The organism is Tepidimonas sediminis (assembly GCF_007556605.1).
GTDB classification, from domain to species: Bacteria; Pseudomonadota; Gammaproteobacteria; order Burkholderiales; family Burkholderiaceae_C; genus Tepidimonas; species Tepidimonas sediminis.
Genome location: NZ_VJND01000012.1, coordinates 67,595 through 86,372, shown reverse-complemented (window position 1 = coordinate 86,372; position 18,778 = coordinate 67,595). Strand labels below are relative to the sequence as shown.

At 70.5% G+C, this 18,778-nt stretch carries 20 protein-coding genes and 1 tRNA gene; 6 read left to right on the top strand and 15 right to left on the bottom strand.

What is annotated here, in order from left to right; translation table 11 throughout:
• Positions 1 to 105: 105 nt before the first annotated feature.
• Positions 106 to 564, top strand: coding sequence for an rRNA maturation RNase YbeY (gene ybeY / locus Tsedi_RS09840; RefSeq protein WP_143896131.1), 459 nt, complete (start codon positions 106 to 108; stop codon positions 562 to 564).
• A gap of 20 nt (positions 565 to 584) precedes the next feature.
• Here ybeY and Tsedi_RS09835 read toward each other — a convergent pair whose 3' ends face one another.
• Positions 585 to 1,508, bottom strand: coding sequence for a cation diffusion facilitator family transporter (locus tag Tsedi_RS09835; protein WP_143896119.1), 924 nt, complete (start codon positions 1,506 to 1,508; stop codon positions 585 to 587).
• 16 nt (positions 1,509 to 1,524) lie between these two features.
• A complete protein-coding gene (gene tyrS, locus Tsedi_RS09830) occupies positions 1,525 to 2,778 on the bottom strand; it encodes a tyrosine--tRNA ligase (protein ID WP_143896117.1) in 1,254 nt (417 codons plus the stop codon).
• Between the two features lie 204 nt (positions 2,779 to 2,982).
• Between tyrS and Tsedi_RS09825 the strand changes: the two genes are divergently transcribed.
• Together Tsedi_RS09825 and Tsedi_RS09820 are read left to right on the top strand one after the other, a co-directional pair.
• The gene (locus Tsedi_RS09825) at positions 2,983 to 4,311 is read left to right on the top strand and encodes a M23 family metallopeptidase (RefSeq protein WP_143896115.1); all 1,329 of its coding nucleotides are present in this window, start codon (positions 2,983 to 2,985) and stop codon (positions 4,309 to 4,311) included.
• A 19-nt stretch (positions 4,312 to 4,330) separates the two neighbouring features.
• Positions 4,331 to 5,476, top strand: coding sequence for an anhydro-N-acetylmuramic acid kinase (locus Tsedi_RS09820; RefSeq protein ID WP_143896113.1), 1,146 nt, complete (start codon positions 4,331 to 4,333; stop codon positions 5,474 to 5,476).
• 62 nt (positions 5,477 to 5,538) lie between these two features.
• Here Tsedi_RS09820 and erpA read toward each other — a convergent pair whose 3' ends face one another.
• The 3 genes from erpA to rplM all read right to left on the bottom strand — a co-directional run bounded on the left by erpA (position 5,539) and on the right by rplM (position 6,981).
• Positions 5,539 to 5,919, bottom strand: a complete 381-nt coding sequence (erpA, locus tag Tsedi_RS09815; protein WP_143896111.1) for an iron-sulfur cluster insertion protein ErpA — start codon at positions 5,917 to 5,919, stop codon at positions 5,539 to 5,541.
• A 225-nt stretch (positions 5,920 to 6,144) separates the two neighbouring features.
• Positions 6,145 to 6,537, bottom strand: a complete 393-nt coding sequence (gene rpsI / locus Tsedi_RS09810; RefSeq protein WP_132962778.1) for a 30S ribosomal protein S9 — start codon at positions 6,535 to 6,537, stop codon at positions 6,145 to 6,147.
• A 12-nt stretch (positions 6,538 to 6,549) separates the two neighbouring features.
• Positions 6,550 to 6,981, bottom strand: coding sequence for a 50S ribosomal protein L13 (gene rplM / locus Tsedi_RS09805; protein ID WP_143896109.1), 432 nt, complete (start codon positions 6,979 to 6,981; stop codon positions 6,550 to 6,552).
• A gap of 204 nt (positions 6,982 to 7,185) precedes the next feature.
• On the opposite strand from rplM, the gene Tsedi_RS09800 reads away from it, so the two are divergent.
• A complete protein-coding gene (locus tag Tsedi_RS09800) occupies positions 7,186 to 8,106 on the top strand; it encodes a 23S rRNA (adenine(2030)-N(6))-methyltransferase RlmJ (protein ID WP_143896107.1) in 921 nt (306 codons plus the stop codon).
• Positions 8,107 to 8,173: 67 nt separating this feature from the next.
• On the opposite strand, the gene Tsedi_RS09795 is transcribed toward Tsedi_RS09800, so the two are convergent.
• From Tsedi_RS09795 to ahcY, 6 genes are all read right to left on the bottom strand, one after another.
• A complete protein-coding gene (locus Tsedi_RS09795) occupies positions 8,174 to 9,445 on the bottom strand; it encodes an O-acetylhomoserine aminocarboxypropyltransferase/cysteine synthase family protein (RefSeq protein WP_143896104.1) in 1,272 nt (423 codons plus the stop codon).
• 220 nt (positions 9,446 to 9,665) lie between these two features.
• Positions 9,666 to 10,067, bottom strand: a complete 402-nt coding sequence (locus Tsedi_RS09790; RefSeq protein ID WP_185970635.1) for a HEPN domain-containing protein — start codon at positions 10,065 to 10,067, stop codon at positions 9,666 to 9,668.
• Positions 10,064 to 10,363 carry a nucleotidyltransferase domain-containing protein gene (locus Tsedi_RS09785; RefSeq protein ID WP_143896102.1) on the bottom strand — a complete coding sequence of 100 codons (300 nt, stop codon included), beginning with the start codon at positions 10,361 to 10,363 and terminating at the stop codon, positions 10,064 to 10,066. Before Tsedi_RS09785 ends, Tsedi_RS09790 begins: the two co-directional genes overlap by 4 nt.
• A gap of 55 nt (positions 10,364 to 10,418) precedes the next feature.
• The gene (metF, locus tag Tsedi_RS09780; RefSeq protein WP_143896100.1) at positions 10,419 to 11,258 is read right to left on the bottom strand and encodes a methylenetetrahydrofolate reductase [NAD(P)H]; all 840 of its coding nucleotides are present in this window, start codon (positions 11,256 to 11,258) and stop codon (positions 10,419 to 10,421) included.
• Positions 11,243 to 12,010: a TlyA family RNA methyltransferase gene (locus tag Tsedi_RS09775; protein WP_143896098.1), complete on the bottom strand. Its 768-nt coding sequence runs from the start codon at positions 12,008 to 12,010 to the stop codon at positions 11,243 to 11,245. The genes metF and Tsedi_RS09775 overlap by 16 nt, the downstream gene beginning before the upstream one ends.
• Before the next feature lie 18 nt (positions 12,011 to 12,028).
• A complete protein-coding gene (gene ahcY / locus Tsedi_RS09770) occupies positions 12,029 to 13,465 on the bottom strand; it encodes an adenosylhomocysteinase (protein WP_143890057.1) in 1,437 nt (478 codons plus the stop codon).
• Positions 13,466 to 13,816: 351 nt separating this feature from the next.
• Here ahcY and Tsedi_RS09765 point away from each other — a divergent pair, with 351 nt between their 5' ends.
• Positions 13,817 to 14,764 carry a polyprenyl synthetase family protein gene (locus Tsedi_RS09765; protein WP_143896125.1) on the top strand — a complete coding sequence of 316 codons (948 nt, stop codon included), beginning with the start codon at positions 13,817 to 13,819 and terminating at the stop codon, positions 14,762 to 14,764.
• Between the two features lie 19 nt (positions 14,765 to 14,783).
• Positions 14,784 to 14,860 (top strand) — tRNA-Pro (locus tag Tsedi_RS09760).
• Positions 14,861 to 15,065: 205 nt separating this feature from the next.
• On the opposite strand, the gene cynS is transcribed toward Tsedi_RS09760, so the two are convergent.
• Genes cynS through Tsedi_RS09740 form a run of 4 tightly spaced genes read right to left on the bottom strand, consistent with a single transcriptional unit; the run spans position 15,066 to position 18,684 of the window.
• Positions 15,066 to 15,509, bottom strand: a complete 444-nt coding sequence (cynS, locus tag Tsedi_RS09755) for a cyanase (RefSeq protein WP_143896096.1) — start codon at positions 15,507 to 15,509, stop codon at positions 15,066 to 15,068.
• 27 nt (positions 15,510 to 15,536) lie between these two features.
• Positions 15,537 to 16,376 carry an ABC transporter ATP-binding protein gene (locus tag Tsedi_RS09750; protein WP_143896094.1) on the bottom strand — a complete coding sequence of 280 codons (840 nt, stop codon included), beginning with the start codon at positions 16,374 to 16,376 and terminating at the stop codon, positions 15,537 to 15,539.
• Positions 16,377 to 16,398: 22 nt separating this feature from the next.
• Positions 16,399 to 17,271 (bottom strand): nitrate ABC transporter permease, encoded by an 873-nt coding sequence (gene ntrB / locus Tsedi_RS09745; RefSeq protein ID WP_143896092.1) that lies wholly within the window; start codon positions 17,269 to 17,271, stop codon positions 16,399 to 16,401.
• Positions 17,272 to 17,274: 3 nt separating this feature from the next.
• Positions 17,275 to 18,684: a CmpA/NrtA family ABC transporter substrate-binding protein gene (locus Tsedi_RS09740; protein WP_143896090.1), complete on the bottom strand. Its 1,410-nt coding sequence runs from the start codon at positions 18,682 to 18,684 to the stop codon at positions 17,275 to 17,277.
• Positions 18,685 to 18,778 lie beyond the last annotated feature (94 nt).

Below are 18,778 nucleotides of genomic sequence, written 5' to 3'. Positions count from 1 at the left end.
GTCAAAGCGCACGATGTCGCTGTCGCCGCGGCGGTGCGCGAAGTCGGCCAGCACGCGCTCGATGGTGGCGCGCACCTCCGGCTCGACCGCCTGGTCCATCAGCCCCTGCCCGCGCTGGCCCTGTCGCTGCAGTTCGCCCGCTTCGACGGCGTGGAGGCGCACCGCGCCGCGCTGCCGCGCCACGCGGTGGCGCGCTGGCTGCGCCACGCGCTGCAGCGCCCGGCCGAACTCACCGTGCGCATCGTCGATGCCGAAGAAGGCCGCAGCCTCAACCGCACCTGGCGGCAGAAGGATTACGCCACCAACGTGCTGACCTTCGACTACCAGGCCGAGCCGGTGGTGCTGGCCGACCTGGTGCTGTGCGCGCCGGTGGTGGCGCGCGAGGCCGCCGAGCAGGGCAAGACGCTGCAGGCGCACTACGCGCACCTGCTGGTGCACGGGGCGCTGCACGCGCAGGGCTGGGACCACGAACGCGGCGAGGCCGAGGCCGAGGCGATGGAGGCGCGCGAGGTCGCGATCCTGGCCCGGCTGGGCTTTGCCAACCCCTACGCGGCGCGCCCCTGAAAGGCGAGGCGCGGCGGCGCTCACCACAGGTCGCGCGGATCGTCGAAGTGGGCCTCGACGTCGCGCGGCAGCAGCTGGATGGTGGCGCGCAGCCCGGGCACGGCGCTCATCAGCGCCTGCTCGACGCTGGTGCGCAGCGCCGCGGCGCGGCGCAGGCTCCAGTCCGGCGGCAGGTGCATGTGCACGTCGACGTAGCAGCGCTGCCCGGCCTTGCGCGTGTGCAGATGGTCAAAGCGCACGATGTCGCTGTCGCCGCGGCGGTGCGCGAAGTCGGCCAGCACGCGCTCGATGGTGGCGCGCACCTCCGGCTCGACCGCCTGGTCCATCAGCCCCTGCCCGGCGCGCCAGACCAGCCGCACCCCCTCGCGCACGATGTTGGCCGCCACCGCCAGCGCCACCACCGGATCGAGCCACCACCAGCCGGTCCACGCCACCAGCGCCAGGCCGACGATGACCCCGGCCGACGTCCAGACATCGGTGAACAGATGCCGCGCGTCACCCTCCAGCGCCTGCGAGCGGTGCACGCGCGCGGCGCGCAGCATCACCGCGGCCAGCGCGCCGTTGAGCGCCGAGCTCAGCACCGACAGCAGCAGACCCCAGTCGAGCTGCTCGAGCTCGCGCGGCTCCAGCAGCCGCTGCACCGCCGTCCAGCCGATGCCCAGCGCCGCCACGACGATCAGGATGCCCTCGAAGCCGGCGGAGAAGTACTCCGCCTTGTGGTGGCCGTACGGATGGTCGTCGTCGGCCGGGCGCGCCGCGATCGTCACCATCCACAGGCCGAAGGTGGCCCCGGCCAGGTTGACGATCGACTCCAGGGCATCGGACAGCAGACCCACCGAACCGGTGATCCACCACGCCGCGGTCTTCAGCAGGATGGTGGCCAGCGCCACCGCCACCGAGGCGGCCAGCAGCCGCTGCGGCGTCAGGCGCGACCAAAGCCCCACGGCCCCGTCTCCGTCGTCAGGCGAGCGTGACGCGCGCGAACTTGCGCTTGCCGACCTGCACCACGTAGGTGCCGGCGGCCAGCTTCAGGCCCCGGTCGGTCACGACGCCGCCGTCGACGCGCACGCCGCCGCCGTCGATCAGCCGGTTGGCCTCGCTGGTGGAGGGCGCCAGCCCGGCCTGCTTCAACAGCACGCCGATGCCCAGCGGCGCGCCGCTCAGGCGTACCTCAGGGATGTCGTCCGGCACGCCGCCGCGCGCGCGCAGATGGAAGTCTTCTTCCGCGCGCGCCGCCGCCGCCGCGCCATGGAAGCGCGCGGTGAGCTCGCGCGCCAGCTCCAGCTTGACCTCCTTGGGGTTGCGGCCCTGCTGCACCTGGGCGCGCAGCGCGGCGATCTCGGCCTCGGACCGGAAGGACAGCAGCGTGTACCAGCGCCACATCAGCTCGTCGCTGATCGACAGCACCTTGGCGAACATCGTGTTGGCGTCCTCGGTGATGCCGATGTAATTGCCCTTGGACTTGGACATCTTCTCGACGCCGTCCAGGCCCTCCAGCAGCGGCATCGTCAGGATGCACTGCGGCTCCTGCCCGTATTCGACCTGCAGGTGGCGCCCCATCAGCAGGTTGAACTTCTGGTCGGTGCCGCCCAGCTCCAGATCGCTTCTCAGCGCCACCGAGTCGTAGCCCTGCATCAGGGGATAGAGGAATTCGTGGATCGAGATCGGCGTGCCGGCGCGGAAGCGCTTGGTGAAGTCCTCGCGCTCCATCATGCGCGCCACCGTGTAGCGCGCCGCCAGCTGGATCATGCCGCGCGCGCCCAGCGCATCGCTCCACTCGCTGTTGTAGCGGATCTCGGTGCGCGCCGGATCCAGCACCAGGCTGGCCTGCTGGTAGTAGGTCTCGGCGTTGGCCTTGATCTGCTCCGGCGTCAGCGGCGGGCGGGTGGTGTTGCGCCCCGACGGATCGCCGATCAGGCTGGTGAAGTCGCCGATCAGGAAGATCACCGTGTGGCCGAGATCCTGCAGCTGGCGCAGCTTGTTGAGCACCACGGTGTGGCCGAGGTGGATGTCCGGCGCGGTGGGGTCCAGCCCCAGCTTGATGCGCAAGGGCTGGCCCGTGGCCTCGCTGCGGCGCAGCTTGCGCACCCACTCGGCCACCGGCAGCAGCTCCTCGCAGCCGCGCAGGGTCACCGCCAGTGCGTGGCGCACGGCATCCGAGGCGCCCTGCAGCGCCTCGGCGGCGGCCGCATCGGCGGCCAGGACTGTGGACATATCCATGAGGGTTTACCCAGATGACGCGCCGACACCCCCGGCTATACTTGCCGGATCGCCGCCGGATGCGCCGTCCCGACCGGGAAGCGGCGCAACCGAGATTGTAGTCGGCGCCTCCCGCGCCCCCGGTCGGCATGTCGGTTGCCGGCCGAGCGCCGCCGCCGCCCTGCCCGGGCGCCGCGCGGCCCTGGAGATGCCTTGCGCATGAAGGATTTGATCGAACACGCACACCGCTGGCTGCAGCGCCATCCCCGCAGCGCGATGGCGGCGCTGGTGATGCTGCTGATGGGCACCGGCGTGACCGCCTTCGGCACCGGCCCGCTGGACGCCGCCATCGACCGCCTGCCGCAGCAGCAGGTCATCGAGCCGCTGAACCTCGCCCCGGCCGCGCCCGAGACCGGCGGCGCGCCGTTCGTCCTCTACCGCACCGACGTCACGCGTCGCGACGACACGCTGGCCGCGCTGCTGCAGCGGCTCGGCGTGCGCGACCGCGAGGCCGAAGCCTTCCTGCGTCAGGAGGCGCGCGCCGCGGCACTGTGGCGCGGCCAGCCCGGCAAGCGGGTCAGCGTCGAGGTCGACGACGACGGCCGCCTGCTGCGCCTGCACGCGCGCTGGCTGCCGAAGGCCGACGCCACCCGCGTCGAGCAGCTGGTGGTGGAGCGGCGAGGCGAACGCTTCAGCGCGCGGCAGGAAAGCCTGGCGCCGCAGGTCACCGTGCGGCTGGCCAGCGGCGTCATCCGCAGCTCGCTGTTCGCCGCCACCGACGCCGCCGGCCTGCCCGACGGGGTTGCCTCGCAACTCGCGGACCTGCTGGCCGGCGAGATCGACTTCCGCCGCGACCTGCGCGCCGGCGACCGTTTCGAGGTCGTCTACGAGGCGCTGGAGGCCGACGGTGAGGTGCTGCGCTACGGCCGGCTGCTGGCGGCGCGCTTCGTCAACGCCGGACGCGAGCACGGACTGGTGTGGTTCGAGCCGCCCGGAGGCGGCCGCGGCGCCTACTACGACTTCCGCGGCGAGAGCCTGGCGCGCGCGTTCCTCGCCTCGCCGCTGGCGTTCACGCGCGTCAGCTCCGGCTACGGCATGCGCTTCCATCCGGTCTACGGCGACCGCCGCGCGCACCTGGGCGTGGACTACTCCGCCCCCACCGGCACGCCGGTGCGCAGCGTCGCCGACGCGGTGGTGGAGTTCGCCGGCTGGCAGCGCGGCTACGGCAACGTCGTCATCCTGCAGCACAAGAACCAGCGCAAGACCCTCTACGCCCACCTCAGCCGCATCGACGTTCGCAAGGGCCAGCGCGTCGAGCAGGGCCAGACGGTGGGCGCGGTGGGCGCCACCGGCACCGCCACCGGCCCCCACCTGCACTTCGAGTACCTCGTCGGCGGCCAGCACCGTGATCCGTTGACCATCGCGCGCGACAACCCGGGCGGCGAGCCGCTGGAGGCGCGCTGGCGGCCGGCGTTCACGCAGCTCACCGCCACCATGCAGGGCAAGCTGGAGGCCGCGCGCTGGGTCGTGCAGGCCAGCGCACAGTGACCCCGGCGTCGCCACGCGCATGCTGTGCATCGGCCTGATGTCGGGCACGTCGCTCGACGGCGTCGACGGGGTGCTCGCGGCGTTCGACGACGAAGGCGACGCCGGCTGCGTGCGGGCGCACGCGCACCGGCCGCTGCCCCCGGCGCTGCGGGCCGCGCTGCTGGCGCTGCAGGCCCCCGGCCCCGACGAGCTGCACCGCAGCCGTCAGGCGGCGGCAGCGCTGGCCGACGTCTATGCCGAGGTGGTGGCCGACCTGCTGCGCGCCGCCGGCGTGGCCGCGCACGAGGTCGCCGCCCTCGGCGCGCACGGCCAGACGGTGCGTCACTGCCCGCCGGGCCACCCCGCGCTGCACGACGGCGACGTCCCCTACACCGTGCAGCTGCTCGATGCGGCGCGACTGGCGGAGCGCACCGGCATCGCCGTGGTGGCCGACCTGCGCAGCCGCGACGTCGCCGCCGGCGGCCAGGGCGCGCCGCTGGTGCCCGCCTTCCATCGCGCCGCCTTCGGCGTGCCGGGTCAGGCGGTGGCGGTGGTCAACCTCGGCGGCATCGCCAACGCCACGCTGCTGCGCGCCGACGGCCAGGTGCGTGGCTTCGACACCGGCCCCGGCAACGTGCTGCTGGACGGCTGGTGCCAGCGCCACACCGGCCAGCCGTTCGACGCCGGCGGCGCCTGGGGCCGGCAGGGCACGGTGGACGAGGCGCTGCTGCGCGCGCTGCTGGCCGACCCGTGGCTGCGGGAGCGCGGGGCGCGCAGCACCGGACGCGACCGTTACCACCTCGGCTGGCTGGACGAGGTGCTGGCCGGGCACCCGGCGGCGCCGGCACCGGTGGACGTGCAGGCGACGCTGGCGGCGTTCACGGTGGAGACGATCGCGCGCGCGCTGATGGAGGGCGACTGGGGCGAGGCCGGCGCAGGCAGCCTGCAGCGCGTGCTGGTGTGCGGCGGCGGCGCGCGCAACCGCCAGCTGATGAATGGCCTGAGCGAGCGGCTGTGGCCGGTGCCGGTGGAGCCGACCGACCTGCGCGGCTGGCCGGCCGAGCAGGTGGAGGCGGCCGCGTTCGCGTGGCTGGCCGCGCAGCATCTGCGTGGCCGTCCCGGCAACGTGCCGGAGGTCACCGCAGCGGCGGGGCCGCGGGTGCTGGGGGCGCTCTACCCCGCCTGACCGGCGCCTCCGGGACAGCGCCGCGTCGGCCGCCGCGGCGCGCGCCGGAGGCAGGGCCGGCGTCAGCCGACGCTGAAGCTGGAGCCGCAGCCGCAGGTCGTCACCGCGTTCGGGTTGCGGATGACGAACTGCGCCCCCTGCAGGTCTTCCTTGTAGTCGATCTCGGCGCCGACCAGGTACTGCAGGCTCATCGCGTCGATCAGCAGCGTCACGCCGTTCTTGACCATCTGCGTGTCGTCCTCGTTGACGGTCTCGTCGAACGTGAAGCCGTACTGGAAGCCCGAGCAGCCGCCACCCTGCACGAACACGCGCAACTTGAGATCGGGATTGCCCTCCTCGGCGATCAACTCGGCCACCTTGGCTGCGGCGGCGTCGGTGAACACCAGCGGGTCGGGCATCGCGGCGACGGTCTCGGCCGCGGAGGTTTCGGCGACGGCACTCATGGCAGCGCTCCTCGTGATGGTTGGTCGATGGGCGGGAGCTTAGCGCAACGGGACGGCCAGCGTCGCTCCCCCTGGCCGGCATGCCAACACCGGCGGCAGGGACTTGCCCGGCATGCCCCGCCCCGCAATGGCCAACCGCCCGCGCATCGGTGGACGCGACGGGCGGTTGACGTCGTGAAGGCCCCGCCTGCCGATGGCGGCGGCAGCCGTGCGCAGGCGCGGTCTTCAGCGCTTGCTGAACTGCTTGGCGCGGCGGGCCTTGCGCAGACCCACCTTCTTGCGCTCGACCTCACGCGCATCGCGCGTGACGTAGCCGGCAGCGCTCAGCTGGGGCTTCAGGCTCGGGTCGTAGTCGATCAGCGCACGCGTGATGCCGTGGCGCACCGCACCGGCCTGGCCGGATTCACCGCCGCCGTGCACGTTGACCATGATGTCGAACGTCTCCTCATGGCCGGTCAGCACCAGCGGCTGGCGCGCGATCATGATGGAGGTCTCGCGACCGAAATACTCGCGGATGTCACGACCGTTGATCGTGATCTTGCCCGAGCCCTTCTTCAGGAACACGCGGGCGACGCTGGTCTTGCGCCGGCCGGTGCCGTTGTTCCATTCACCGATCATGCTGCCGCTCCTTTAGATCTCCAGCACCTTGGGCTGCTGGGCGCCGTGCGGATGGTCGGGGCCCGCGTAGACCTTGAGCTTCTTGATCATCGCGTAGCCCAGCGGTCCCTTGGGCAGCATGCCCTTGACGGCCTTCTCCAGCGCGCGGCCGGGGTGCTTGGCCTGCATGTCGCGGAAGTTGATCGAGCGGATGCCACCCGGATAGCCGGTGTGGCGGTAGTAGATCTTGTCCAGGGCCTTGTTGCCCGTGACGCGGATCTTGTCGGCGTTGACGACGATGATGAAGTCGCCCGTGTCGACGTGAGGGGTGTAGATGGCCTTGTGCTTGCCGCGCAGCCGGCGTGCCACTTCGCTGGCGACACGTCCGAGCACCTTGTCGGTGGCGTCAATCACAAACCACTCGTGCACCACCTCAGCGGGCTTGGCGCTGAAGGTCTTGGTCATGATGCGTGAGCTTTCAGTGGTTTGGCCGGCTCTTTTCCACGGTCGGTGCCGCTTCTGCTGGCGGCCTCTGAGGTGGGCTCGAAGGTTTCGCCGCGGAGCCAGGCAAGCGCTGCGAAACAGGGCATTCTAACAGAAAGCGCCGATCCCTCGGTCAGAACCGACCGGGTGTCGCGCCCGCGCGCCGACGTGGGCTACGATCGGCCCATGTTCAGCTATCGACACGCGTTCCACGCCGGCAACCATGCCGACGTGCTCAAGCACGTCGCGCTGCTGGCGGCGCTGGAACACCTGCAGCGCAAGGACGGCGGCCTGCTGCTGGTGGACACGCACGCCGGCGCCGGGCAGTACCGGCTCGACCACGAAGCCGCGCGCACCTCCGGCGAGGCGCAGGCCGGCATCGGCGCGCTGTGGGCGCACGCCACCGCCCACCGCGACGCCCCGGCCGCGGTGCGCGCCTACCTGGACGCGGTGGCCGCGGCCAACCCGGACGGTGCGCTGCGCCACTACCCCGGCTCGCCGGCGCTGCTGGCCGCGCGCCTGCGGCCGCAGGACCGGCTGGTGCTGTTCGAGTGGCACCCGACCGACGGCCGGCTGCTGGATCGCGCGGTGCGCGACTGGCGCGCGCGCGAGCCCCGCCCGGCCATCGAGCTGCGCCGCAGCGACGGCTTCACCGGCCTGCGCGCCCTGCTGCCGCCCCCATCGCGGCGCGGCCTGGTGCTGATCGACCCCAGCTACGAGCTCAAGCGCGACTACGCCACCGTGGTGGCGACGCTGGGCGAGGCGCTGCACCGCTTCGCCGTCGGCTGCTACGTCGTCTGGTACCCGCTGATCGCGCGCGAGCAGGCGCACGCGCTGCCCAGGCGCCTGCGCGCGCTGGCGCAGCACCACGGCCGCGCGTGGCTGCAGGCCGAACTCAACGTCGGCACGCCGGCCGACCCGGCGGCCAAGGCCGCCGCCGCGCGCGGCCGCCCCGCCGGCAGCCTGCGCGCCAGCGGCCTCTTCGTCATCAACCCGCCCTACACCCTGGCCGACCAGCTGCGCACGGCGCTGCCGTGGCTGCTGGCCGCCCTGCGCCAGGGGCCGGCTGCGGCGTGGAAGGTGGACGCGGGCGAGGCCCAAGGCTGAACCGCGCCGCCACCGGATGTGGCGCCGGCCTCCCCGCCAACACACCGCGCCGGGACACGTCACCAGCTCAGGCGGCCGCCAGCGCCTGCGCCAGGTCGGCCTTCAGGTCCTCGATGTGCTCGATGCCGACGCACAGGCGCACCGTGTCCTCGGTGACGCCGGCCTTGGCCAGCTCCTCGGGCGACAGTTGCCGGTGCGTGGTGCTGGCCGGGTGCGTGGCCAGCGAGCGCACGTCGCCGATGTTGACCAGCCGCGTGAAGAGCTGCAGCGCATCCAGGAAGCGCTCGCCGGCGGCGCGCCCGCCCTCGATGCCGAAGGTCAGCAGGCCCGAAGCGCGCCCGCCCAGGTAGCGCTGCGCCAGCGCGTGGTACGGATCGTCCGGCAGCCCGGCGTAGCGCACCCAGCGCACCTTGGGGTGCTGGCGCAGGAACTGCGCCACCGCCAGCGTGTTGTCGCAGATGCGGTCCATGCGCAGCGGCAGCGTCTCGATGCCCTGCAGGATCAGGAAGGCATTGAACGGCGAGATCGCCGCGCCCATGTTGCGCAGCGGCACCACGCGTGCCCGCGCGATGTAGGCCGCCGGCCCCAGCGCCTCGGTGTAGACGACACCGTGATAGCTGACGTCGGGCTCGTTCAGGCGGCGGAAGCGCGCCTTGTGCTCGGCCCACGGGAACTTGCCCGAATCGACGATCGCCCCGCCGACGCTGGTGCCGTGGCCGCCGAGGTACTTGGTCAGCGAGTGCACGACGATGTCGGCGCCGTGCTCGAACGGGCGGCACAGGTAGGGGCTCGGCACCGTGTTGTCGACGATCAGCGGCACGCCGTGGCGGTGCGCGATGGCCGCCAGCGCCGCGATGTCGGTGACGTTGCCGCGCGGGTTGCCCATCGATTCGCAGTAGATCGCCTTGGTGCGCGCGTCGATCAGCGGCTCGAAGGTCTCGGGCCGGTCGCTGTCGGCGAAGCGCACCTCGATGCCGAACTGCGGCAGCGTGTGCGCGAACAGGTTGTAGGTGCCGCCGTAGAGCGTGCTGGCCGAGACGATGTTGTCGCCGGCCTCGGCGATCGTCTGGATCGCATAGGTGATGGCCGCCTGCCCGGAGGCCAGCGCCAGCGCGCCGATGCCGCCTTCCAGCGCCGCCAGCCGCTCCTCCAGCACCGCCTGCGTCGGGTTCATGATGCGCGTGTAGATGTTGCCCGGCACCTTCAGGTCGAACAGGTCGGCGCCGTGCTGCGCGCTGTCGAACGCATAGGCCACCGTCTGGTAGATCGGCGGCACCACGGCCTTGGTGGTCGGGTCGGGGCGGTAGCCGGCGTGCACGGCCTGGGTCTCGAATCGCATCGGCAAGTTCTCCTCGAAAAACGCAACGCCGGCAACGATAGCGCACCGGCCGCGGCGGCGTCCACGACTTTTGCGTCATGACGACATGACCGTGCGCCATGACGTCGCACCATGCCAAGCCCCCTGCCCGAGCCCCTGGCAGGATCCGGGCCACTGGCTCGACCTGGAGCGCGACCTGCTGGCCGACATGCGGCTCGCGTCTGGCGAGACGCCGACGGCGCTACGCCCCTGCACCATCGACGAACCGTTGCGCCCAGGCCAGCCACCAGTCGACCTGCCGGCGCAGGGCGCCGCGGTCAAGGCGGGGTTCATCCTCGTCGAGGGCGTCGTAGCGCAGCGCCACACCATACGGTACCAGTGTGGCCAGCGCATCCGGCGACTGCGGCAAAAGCAGCCCTGCGTCCTCCAGCACCTGCGCCAGCAGCACGAGGTTGTGCGTGCGGGGATAGACCTGCCCGCGCAGCGTCAACACGGCCTTGAGCGTCTTCTCCACCGCCTGTTGGGCGTGAAAACCCAGTACCCAGGCCGGTGCGCCCGGCTCGTCGGCCAAGCGGGCGATCACGTAGGCGTCGTCGTGCGCCCGCGCCAGCAGCTGCCGCGCGTGGGTGAGCGCATCGCTCACAGCGCCCGTCCCTCGCGCTGGGCTCGCCACGCCAGCGTGTTGACCACGCCCGCCTGCCGCTCGAAGGCCGCCGTGCTCATCACCACCACGTCGGCCGGGATATGCGCACGCCCGAGCAGGGCCGCCAGCCGCGCCATCTCGGCGTGACGATCGGTCACTTCGGGCTCGACGACCAGCAGATCGAGGTCGCTGTCAGGCCGGGCCTGCCCGCGCGCGTGCGAGCCGAACAGGATCACGCGGCTGCCTTCCGGCAGCGCGCCGTCCAGTTGCCGGCGGGCCTGTTCGATCCAGTCCATGGCGCCTCTTCCAAGGGGAGCTGACCCTTGCGCCGCCGTGCGGCGCTTTGCCTCATTACCCTGCCTCGATCATACCCAGCCGCTGCAAAATCGCCAGCGTCGGCTCGGCCTGGTTCATCGTGTAAAAGTGCAGGCCCGGCACGCCGGCGGTGCGCAGCTGGTCGCACAGGTCGGTGACGACATCCAGCCCGAAGGCGCGGATCGAGGCCACGTCGTCGCCATAGCCCTGCAGCCGCAGGCGGATCCAGCGCGGGATCTCGGCGCCGCAGGCATCCGAGAAGCGCATCAGCTGCGAGGCGTTGGTGATCGGCATGATGCCCGGCACGATCGGCACGTCCACGCCCAGCACATGCGCGTCGTCGACGAAGCGAAAGTAGGCGTCGGTGTTGAAGAAGTACTGCGTGATGGCGCCGTCCGCTCCGGCGCGCACCTTCTCGGCGAACGCCTGCAGGTCGGCCTGCGGTGAGCGCGCCTGCGGGTGCATCTCCGGATAGGCCGCAACCTCGATGTGGAAGGCGGCGCCGAACTCCGCGCGGATGAAGGCCACGAGGTCGCGCGCGTAGGTGAACTCGCCACCCAGCCCGTAGCCGCTCGGCAGGTCGCCGCGCAGCGCCACCAGGCGCTTCACACCCATGCGCTGCAGCTCGGCCAGCTGCGCGCGCACGCGCTCGCGCGTGGCGCCGATGCACGAGAAGTGCGCCGCGGCGTCCATGCCTTCGGCCTGGATCTCCGCCACGGTGGCCAACGTCCCCTCCTGCGTGGAGCCGCCGGCGCCGTAGGTGACGGAGCAGAACTGCGGCCGCGCCGCGTACAGCCGCTGCCGCGCCGCGCGCAGCTTGGCGGCGCCTTCCGGCGTCTTGGGCGGAAAGAATTCGAAACTCAACGGCAAAGCCATGCCAGAAACTCCCGGTTGCCGTCGCCCCCGGCGATCGGACTGTCGAAGTAGTCGCGCAGCACGAGGCCCTGCGCGGCTGCGGCGCGCTCGATGCGCTGGCGCACGCGCACGAGCGCCCCCCCGTCGCGCACCACGCCGCCCTTGCCGATGTCGGCGGGCTGCAGCTCGAACTGCGGCTTGACCAGCATCAGCATCGAGCCGCCCGGCGCCAGCAGCGGCACCAGCGCCGGCCACACCAGCGTCTGCGAGATGAACGAAAGGTCGCCGACGATCAGGTCGAACGGCGGCGCGGCGGCGGGGCCGCCGGCGGCCACGAGCCGCTCGGCGCTGAGCTCGCGCGCGTTGCAGCCCTCGATCGCCAGCACGCGCGCGTCCGCGCGCAGGCGCGGGTGCAGCTGACCGTGGCCGACGTCCACCCCGACCACCTGGGCGGCCCCCGCCTGCAGCAGGCAGTCGGTGAAGCCGCCGGTGCTCTGCCCCACGTCGAGGCAGCGCCGCCCGGCCACCGGCACGCCGGTGCGCTGCAGCGCCGCGGCGAGCTTGAGCCCGCCGCGCGAGACGTAGCGCACCTCGGCGTCATCCGCCAGCTGCCACTGCGCCTGCGGCGGCACGGTGTCGCCCGCCTTGCGCAGCGGCTGCCACGGCGCGCCCTCAGCCGCGCGCCAGCGCACCGCGCCGGCGCAGATCAGCCGCTGCGCCGCCGAACGCGACACGGCAAGGCCCGCCTGCACCAGCGCCTGATCGGCCCGCATGCCTCGCACGCGCCGCCGTCAGTAGCGGTAGGTGTCGGGCTTGTAGGGCCCCTCCTTCGGCACGCCGATGTAGGCGGCCTGCTCGTCGGTCAGCTCGGTCAGCATCGCGCCCAGTTTCTTGAGCTGCAGCCGCGCCACCTTCTCGTCCAGGTGCTTGGGCAGCACGTAGACCTTGCCCTTCTCGTAGAAGTCGCGGTGCGTGAAGAGCTCGATCTGCGCGATCGTCTGGTTGGCGAACGAGCTGCTCATCACGTAGCTCGGGTGCCCCGTGGCGCAGCCCAGGTTGACCAGCCGCCCCTTGGCCAGCAGGATGATGCGCTTGCCGTCCTCGAAGATCACGTGGTCGACCTGCGGCTTGATCTCCTCCCAGCGGCAGCGCGCCTCCAGCGCCGCCACGTCGATCTCGTTGTCGAAGTGGCCGATGTTGCACACGATGGCCTGGTCCTTCATCTTGGCCATGTGCTCGTAGGTGATGACGTGCTTGTTGCCGGTGGCGGTGACGAAGATGTCGGCCTTGTCGCACGCCCAGTCCATCGTGACGACCTTGTAGCCCTCCATGGCCGCCTGCAGCGCGCAGATCGGGTCGATCTCGGTCACCCACACCTGGGCGGAGAGTGCCCGCAGCGCCTGCGCGCTGCCCTTGCCGACGTCGCCGTAGCCGCAAACGACGGCGATCTTGCCGGCGATCATCACGTCGGTGGCGCGCTTGATGCCGTCCACCAGCGACTCGCGGCAGCCGTAGAGGTTGTCGAACTTGCTCTTGGTGACGCTGTCGTTGACGTTGATGGCGCGAAACATCAGCTCGCCGCGCGCGGCCATCTGCTTGAGGCGATTGACGCCGGTGGTGGTCTCCTCGGTCACGCCGATGATCTGCGCGGCCTTGCGGCTGTACCAGGTCGGATCCTGCGCCAGGCGCGCGCGGATCGCGGCGAACAGCACGCGCTCCTCCTCGCTCTTGGGGTGATCCAGCACGGATGGATCCCGCTCGGCCTTGCAGCCCAGGTGCATCAGCAGCGTGGCATCCCCGCCGTCGTCCAGGATCATGTTCGGGCCCTCCTCGGGGCTGCCGGCCGGGCCGAACTCGAAGATGCGGTGCGTGTAGTCCCAGTACTGCTCCAGCGTCTCGCCCTTGAAGGCGAACACCGGCGTGCCGGCGGCGGCGATCGCCGCGGCGGCGTGGTCCTGCGTCGAGAAGATGTTGCACGAGGCCCAGCGCACCTGCGCGCCCAGCGCCTGCAGCGTCTCGATCAGCACGGCGGTCTGGATCGTCATGTGCAGGCTGCCGGCGATGCGCGCGCCCTTGAGCGGCTGGCTCGGCGCGTATTCCTCGCGGATCGCCATCAGGCCGGGCATCTCGGTCTCGGCGATGCGGATTTCCTTGCGGCCCCATTCGGCCAGGCCGAGGTCGGCCACGACGCAGTCGGTCGGCAGGGGGTGGTGCAGCGGTGCGTTCATGCGGTGACTCCTACGCTTTGAGGGGGCCACCGGCGGGGGGCTTGCAAGCTCACGCCACGCGCCGGTGGGTGAGCGTCGTTGCCAGCATCGCCGCGGCGCGCCGGGGCTGGCGCGGGCGGCGGTTCCGTCGAGCCTCGCGCCGGGCTCGAACCAGCCTGCGGCACTGCAACGCTCCTCGCGGAACCGTTGACATTATAGGAGGCCGCGCCGCGATCGGTTTCTATAATCCGGCCGCAACCCCACGACCGGCATGGTGCGCCGCGCACCGGCCGGCCTCCGGACAACCTTGCCTTGGACACCACCGCCCCCGCCCCCACCGCCACCCAGGCGCTGCAGCTGGTGGCCGCCGACATGCAGGCGGTCGATGCCGTGATCCGCCAGCGCTTGACCAGCGACGTGCCGCTGGTCGGGCAGGTGGCGCACTACATCATCGGCGCCGGCGGCAAGCGCGTGCGCCCCGCCCTGCTGCTGCTGATGTGCGGGGCGCTGGGCTGCACCGACGCACGGCGCCACACGCTGGCGGCGGTGGTGGAGTTCATCCACACCGCCACGCTGCTGCACGACGACGTGGTCGACGAATCGACCCTGCGCCGCGGGCGCGACACCGCCAACCAGGTGTTCGGCAACGCCGCCAGCGTCCTGGTCGGCGACTTCCTCTACTCGCGCGCGTTCCAGATGATGGTGGACTGCGGCGACATGCGCATCATGCGCGTGCTGGCCGACGCCACCAACGTCATCGCCGAGGGCGAGGTGCTGCAGCTGATGAACATGCACGACGCCGCGCTGGACGAAGCGGCCTACCTGCGCGTCATCCGCGCCAAGACCGCCAAGCTGTTCGAGGCCAGCGCCCGGCTGGCCGCGCTGCTGGCCGGCGCGGACGAGGCCACGGAGGCGCTGTGCGCCACCTATGGCCAGGCGCTGGGCGCAGCCTTCCAGATCGTCGACGACGTGCTCGACTACGAGGGCGACGCCGCGCAGCTCGGCAAGAACCTCGGCGACGACCTGCGTGAGGGCAAGGTGACGCTGCCCATCATCTGCGCGCTGCGCCGCTGCGCGCCACAGCAGGCGGCGCTGATCCGCGCCGCCATCGAGCAGGGCGGCAGCGATCGGCTGAACGAGATCCTGGCGATCGTGCGCGACAGCGGCGGCCTGGCCGAAGCACGTGCCTGCGCCGCCGCCGAGGCGCAGCGCGCCCTCGACGCCGCGCGCGCCCTGCCGACCGGCGACGACGTTGTACGCGAGCAACACCGCGAAGCTCTGCTACAATTAGCGACTCAGCTGTTGACGCGCCGCTCCTGACGCGGACAACGGCAGGCCTCGGGGTGTAGCTTAGCCTGGTAGAGCGCTACGTTCGGGACGTAGAGGCCGGAGGTTCGAATCCTCTCACCCCGACCAACGGACTTTTTCTGGCGTCGCCGGCATGGCTCAGCCTCGCAGGCTGAGGTCAAATTCGAACGGTTGCCAAGCCGCCGCCACGCGGCGACAGCGGACGCGAAGATGGCGTCCGCTCTCTTCACGGCTTAGGGCATGGCCGGCTCCGCCGCCAGCGCGGAGCCCCTGGGTCTTCCAGCAGCAGCCGAAGCGGGTTTCCGGAAACCGTTCAGTACTGTTTGTACGGCAGGAACTTGCCGGACATGACCACGCGGACGCGATCCCCCTTCGGATCCGGCTCGCGTGTGATGTCGAGGCTGAAGTCGATCGCGCTCATGATGCCGTCGCCAAACTCCTCGTGGATGAGCTCCTTGATCGTCGTGCCGTACACGTTGACGATCTCGTACCAGCGGTAGATCAGCGGATCGGTCGGCACCGCGGTCGGCAGCGACCCCTTGTAGGGCACCACCTGCAGCCACCGTTTCTCCTCGTCGGTCAGGTCGAAGATCTCGGCCAGCACCTGTGCCTGCTCGGCCGTGGCCGTCATCTGCCCGAGGCACAGCGCGGTGGTCCACTCCTTGGACTGGCCCACGCGCTTGGCCACGTCGGCCCACTTGATGCCCTTGGCGACCTTGGTCGCGATGATCTTTTCGGTCACGTCGTTGCGGTTCATGTTGACTCCTGACGGCAGGTTCGGGATTCAGTGCGCCTTGGCGCGGGTGACGAGAAAGTCGACGATGTGGTTGCGCAGCTCGTAATAGCCGGGCAGGTGGTGCAGGGTGGCGCGGCTGCGGTCACGCGGCAGCGGGTTGGAGACCACCTCGGCGATGCCGCCCGGCCGGAAGCCGGCGGGCGTGTCGGCAGCGTTGTGCATCAGCAGGATGCGGTCGGCCAGCAGGATGGCCTCGTCCACGTCGTGCGTGATCATGAAGACCGTCTGCCGGGTCTGGCGCACGATGGCCATCAGCTCGTCCTGGATCGAGCCGCGGGTCAGCGCGTCCAGCGCGCCGAACGGCTCGTCGAGCAGCAGCATCTTCGGCTGAATGGCGAACGCCCGCGCGATGCCAACCCGCTGCTTCATGCCTCCTGAAAGTTGGCTCGGCTTCCTGTCGATGGCGTGGCTCAGCCCCACCATCGCCACGTAGCGCTCGACGTGCTCACGCACCTGCGCAGCCTTCCACTGCGGCCAGCGCGACTCGACCGCAAACGCGATGTTGTGCCGCACGGTTAGCCATGGCATCAGGGCGTGGTTCTGGAAGACGACTCCGCGTTCCAGCCCGGGGCCCCGTACCTCCCGGCCGTCCATGAAGACGTAGCCGGACGTCGCCGTGTCCAGCCCCGCGAGGATGTTGAGGATCGTGGTCTTGCCGCATCCGGAGTGACCGATGATGCAGACGAACTCGCCGCGCTCCAGCGTGAACGAGACGTCGGCGAAAACCGGGCGTGCCGGGTGGTAGGCCTTGGACAACTGCTGCACCTGCAGGAACGGCGCCGAGACCGCCTTCGCAGACTCGGGAGCTGGACTGGTCGAGGCCGTCATCGGCGTGTCCTCCGGATGTCGTTCACTCCACATAGGTCACCGCCCTCTGCAAAAGGCCGAACAGCTGGTCGAGCAGCATGCCGACCACCCCGATCGTCAGGATGGCGAAGATCACGTTGGGCAGACTGAGGTTGTTCCACTCGTTCCAGACGAAGTAGCCGATGCCCGTGCCGCCGACCAGCATCTCGGCTGCGACGATGACCAGCCATGCGATGCCCATGCTGATGCGCATGCCGGTCAGGATCGTGGGAGCGGCCGCCGGCAGGATGACGCGCAACGCCCTGCGCAGCGGCGAGACCTCCAGCGTGGCCGCCACATTGAGCCAGTCGCGCTTGACCGAGGCGACGCCGAAGGCGGTGTTGATTAGCATCGGCCACACCGAGCAGATGAAGATCACGAACACCCCGCTGACGTTGGAGTCCTTCAGCGTGTAGAGCGCCAGCGGCATCCATGCCAGCGGACTGATGGGCTTGAGCACCTGGACGAACGGATCCAGGGCCTTGCGCATCAGCGGCGACATGCCGATCACGAAGCCCAGCGGCAGCGCCACCAGCACAGCCAGGCCGAACCCCATGGCGACGCGCGCCAGCGAATGCAGCAACTGCAGCCCGATGCCCTTGTCGTTCGGGCCGCGGTCGTAGAACGGATCCGACAGGTGCTTCCAGGCCGCCTCCGCCACGGCCAACGGCGCCGGGAAGCCCCCCGTCTTGGCAGCGGCACCCTCCGGATCCTTGCCCATCATGCGCAGGTATTCGATTTCCTCAGCCGTCAGCGAGGTCGAGACGGAAGCGGGCGCCGATGCGCCGCCAGTGGCCGCGTGCCACGCCGCGACCACCACGAACAGCAGCAGCAGCGACACCAACGCCGCGCGCAGGTGCAGCGGAGCCGACCGCATCGCTCACGCCCTCCGCATCGCGAAGCTGTTGAGGTACTCCTCGGGCTTGGCCGGATCGAACTCCTTGCCCATGATGGTGTGCTTGCGGTAGCCCGAACCTTCGGCGACCGGCATGCGCAGCTCCTTCATGTGCTTGCGGGCGTCGGTCAGCAGGAAGACACGCTCGGCGATCTGCCGGTAGTTGACGTCACCCTTGATGTAGCCCCAACGCTTCATCTGGGTCAGCATCCACACCGCCATGCTCTGCCACGGTATCGGGTCGAAGTCAGCCCGATCGGGCACGTTGTGTACCTTGCCGAGGCCGTCGGCGAAGCGGCCGGTCAGCACCTGCTGCAACACGACCTCGGGTTGGTTGAGGTACTGGGCAGGTGCGATCACCTTGGCGATCAGCTCGCGGTTGCGGGCTTCACGCGCCATGGCGGCGGCGGTCAGCACGGCCCGGAACAACGCCGCAAACGTGTTGGGGTTCTGCTGGATGAATTCCGAGCTGGTGCCGAAGGCGCAGCAGGGATGCCCGTTCCAGAGGTCCTTGGTCAGCAGGTGGATGAAGCCGACCTCCTCGAACACCGCACGCTGGTTGAACGGATCGGGGCCAAGGAAGCCATCGATGTTGCCGGCGCGCAGGTTGGCCACCATCTCCGGCGGCGGCACCACGCGGATCTGGATGTCCTTGTCCGGATCGAGACCGGCCTCCGCCACGTAGTAACGCAGCAGGAAGTTGTGCATCGAATACTCGAACGGCACCGCGAACTTGAAGCCCTTCCAGTCCTTCGGGTCGCGCTTGTCCTTGTGCTTGAGCGCCAGCGTGATGGCCTGCCCGTTGGTGTTCTGGATCGTGGCCACGTTCATCGGCGTGGCGTTGGAGCCCAGTCCCAGGCTGATGGCCAACGGCATCGGCGACAGGAAGTGAGTCGCGTCGTACTCCTTGTTGAGCATCTTGTCGCGAATCAGAGCCCAGCCGGCGGTCTTGACGATCTCGACGTTGAGGCCCTGCTTCTGATAGAAGCCCAACGGGTGCGCCATGATCAGCGGCGTGGCACAGGTGATCGGGATGAAGCCGATCTTGAGATCCTTCTTCTCCAGCGCGGCCTTTTCCTGCGCCATCGCCTGCAGGCTGGCGATCGGCACCACGCTGGCAATGGCCGCCATCGCCGTGGTCTTGCCGACGGCACGCAGGAAGCGGCGCCGCACCGCGTCCTGCGGAAAAAGCGCCTTGACCAGTGCCGCCTCGATGAACTGATTGGCGTACTCGACGAAGTCGGGCGATTCGCTGCGCTGGCGCAGGGTGGTGAGGGCCTGATGGCGCGCTTGCGCCTCTTCCCGCCGGTGCTCGGCCTCGGTGTGGTGGCGGCCGCAGCTGCACCTGAGCATCAGGGGACGGTCCGCGTCGTAGGGATCGAAGTACTGGGTCATGGGGACGCTCCTGTGGACGATGGCCACGTAGGAGAAGCAAGCCCCATGCCAATCATGGCCGGCGAGGCGACGCGCCTGTCCAAGACATCGTTGG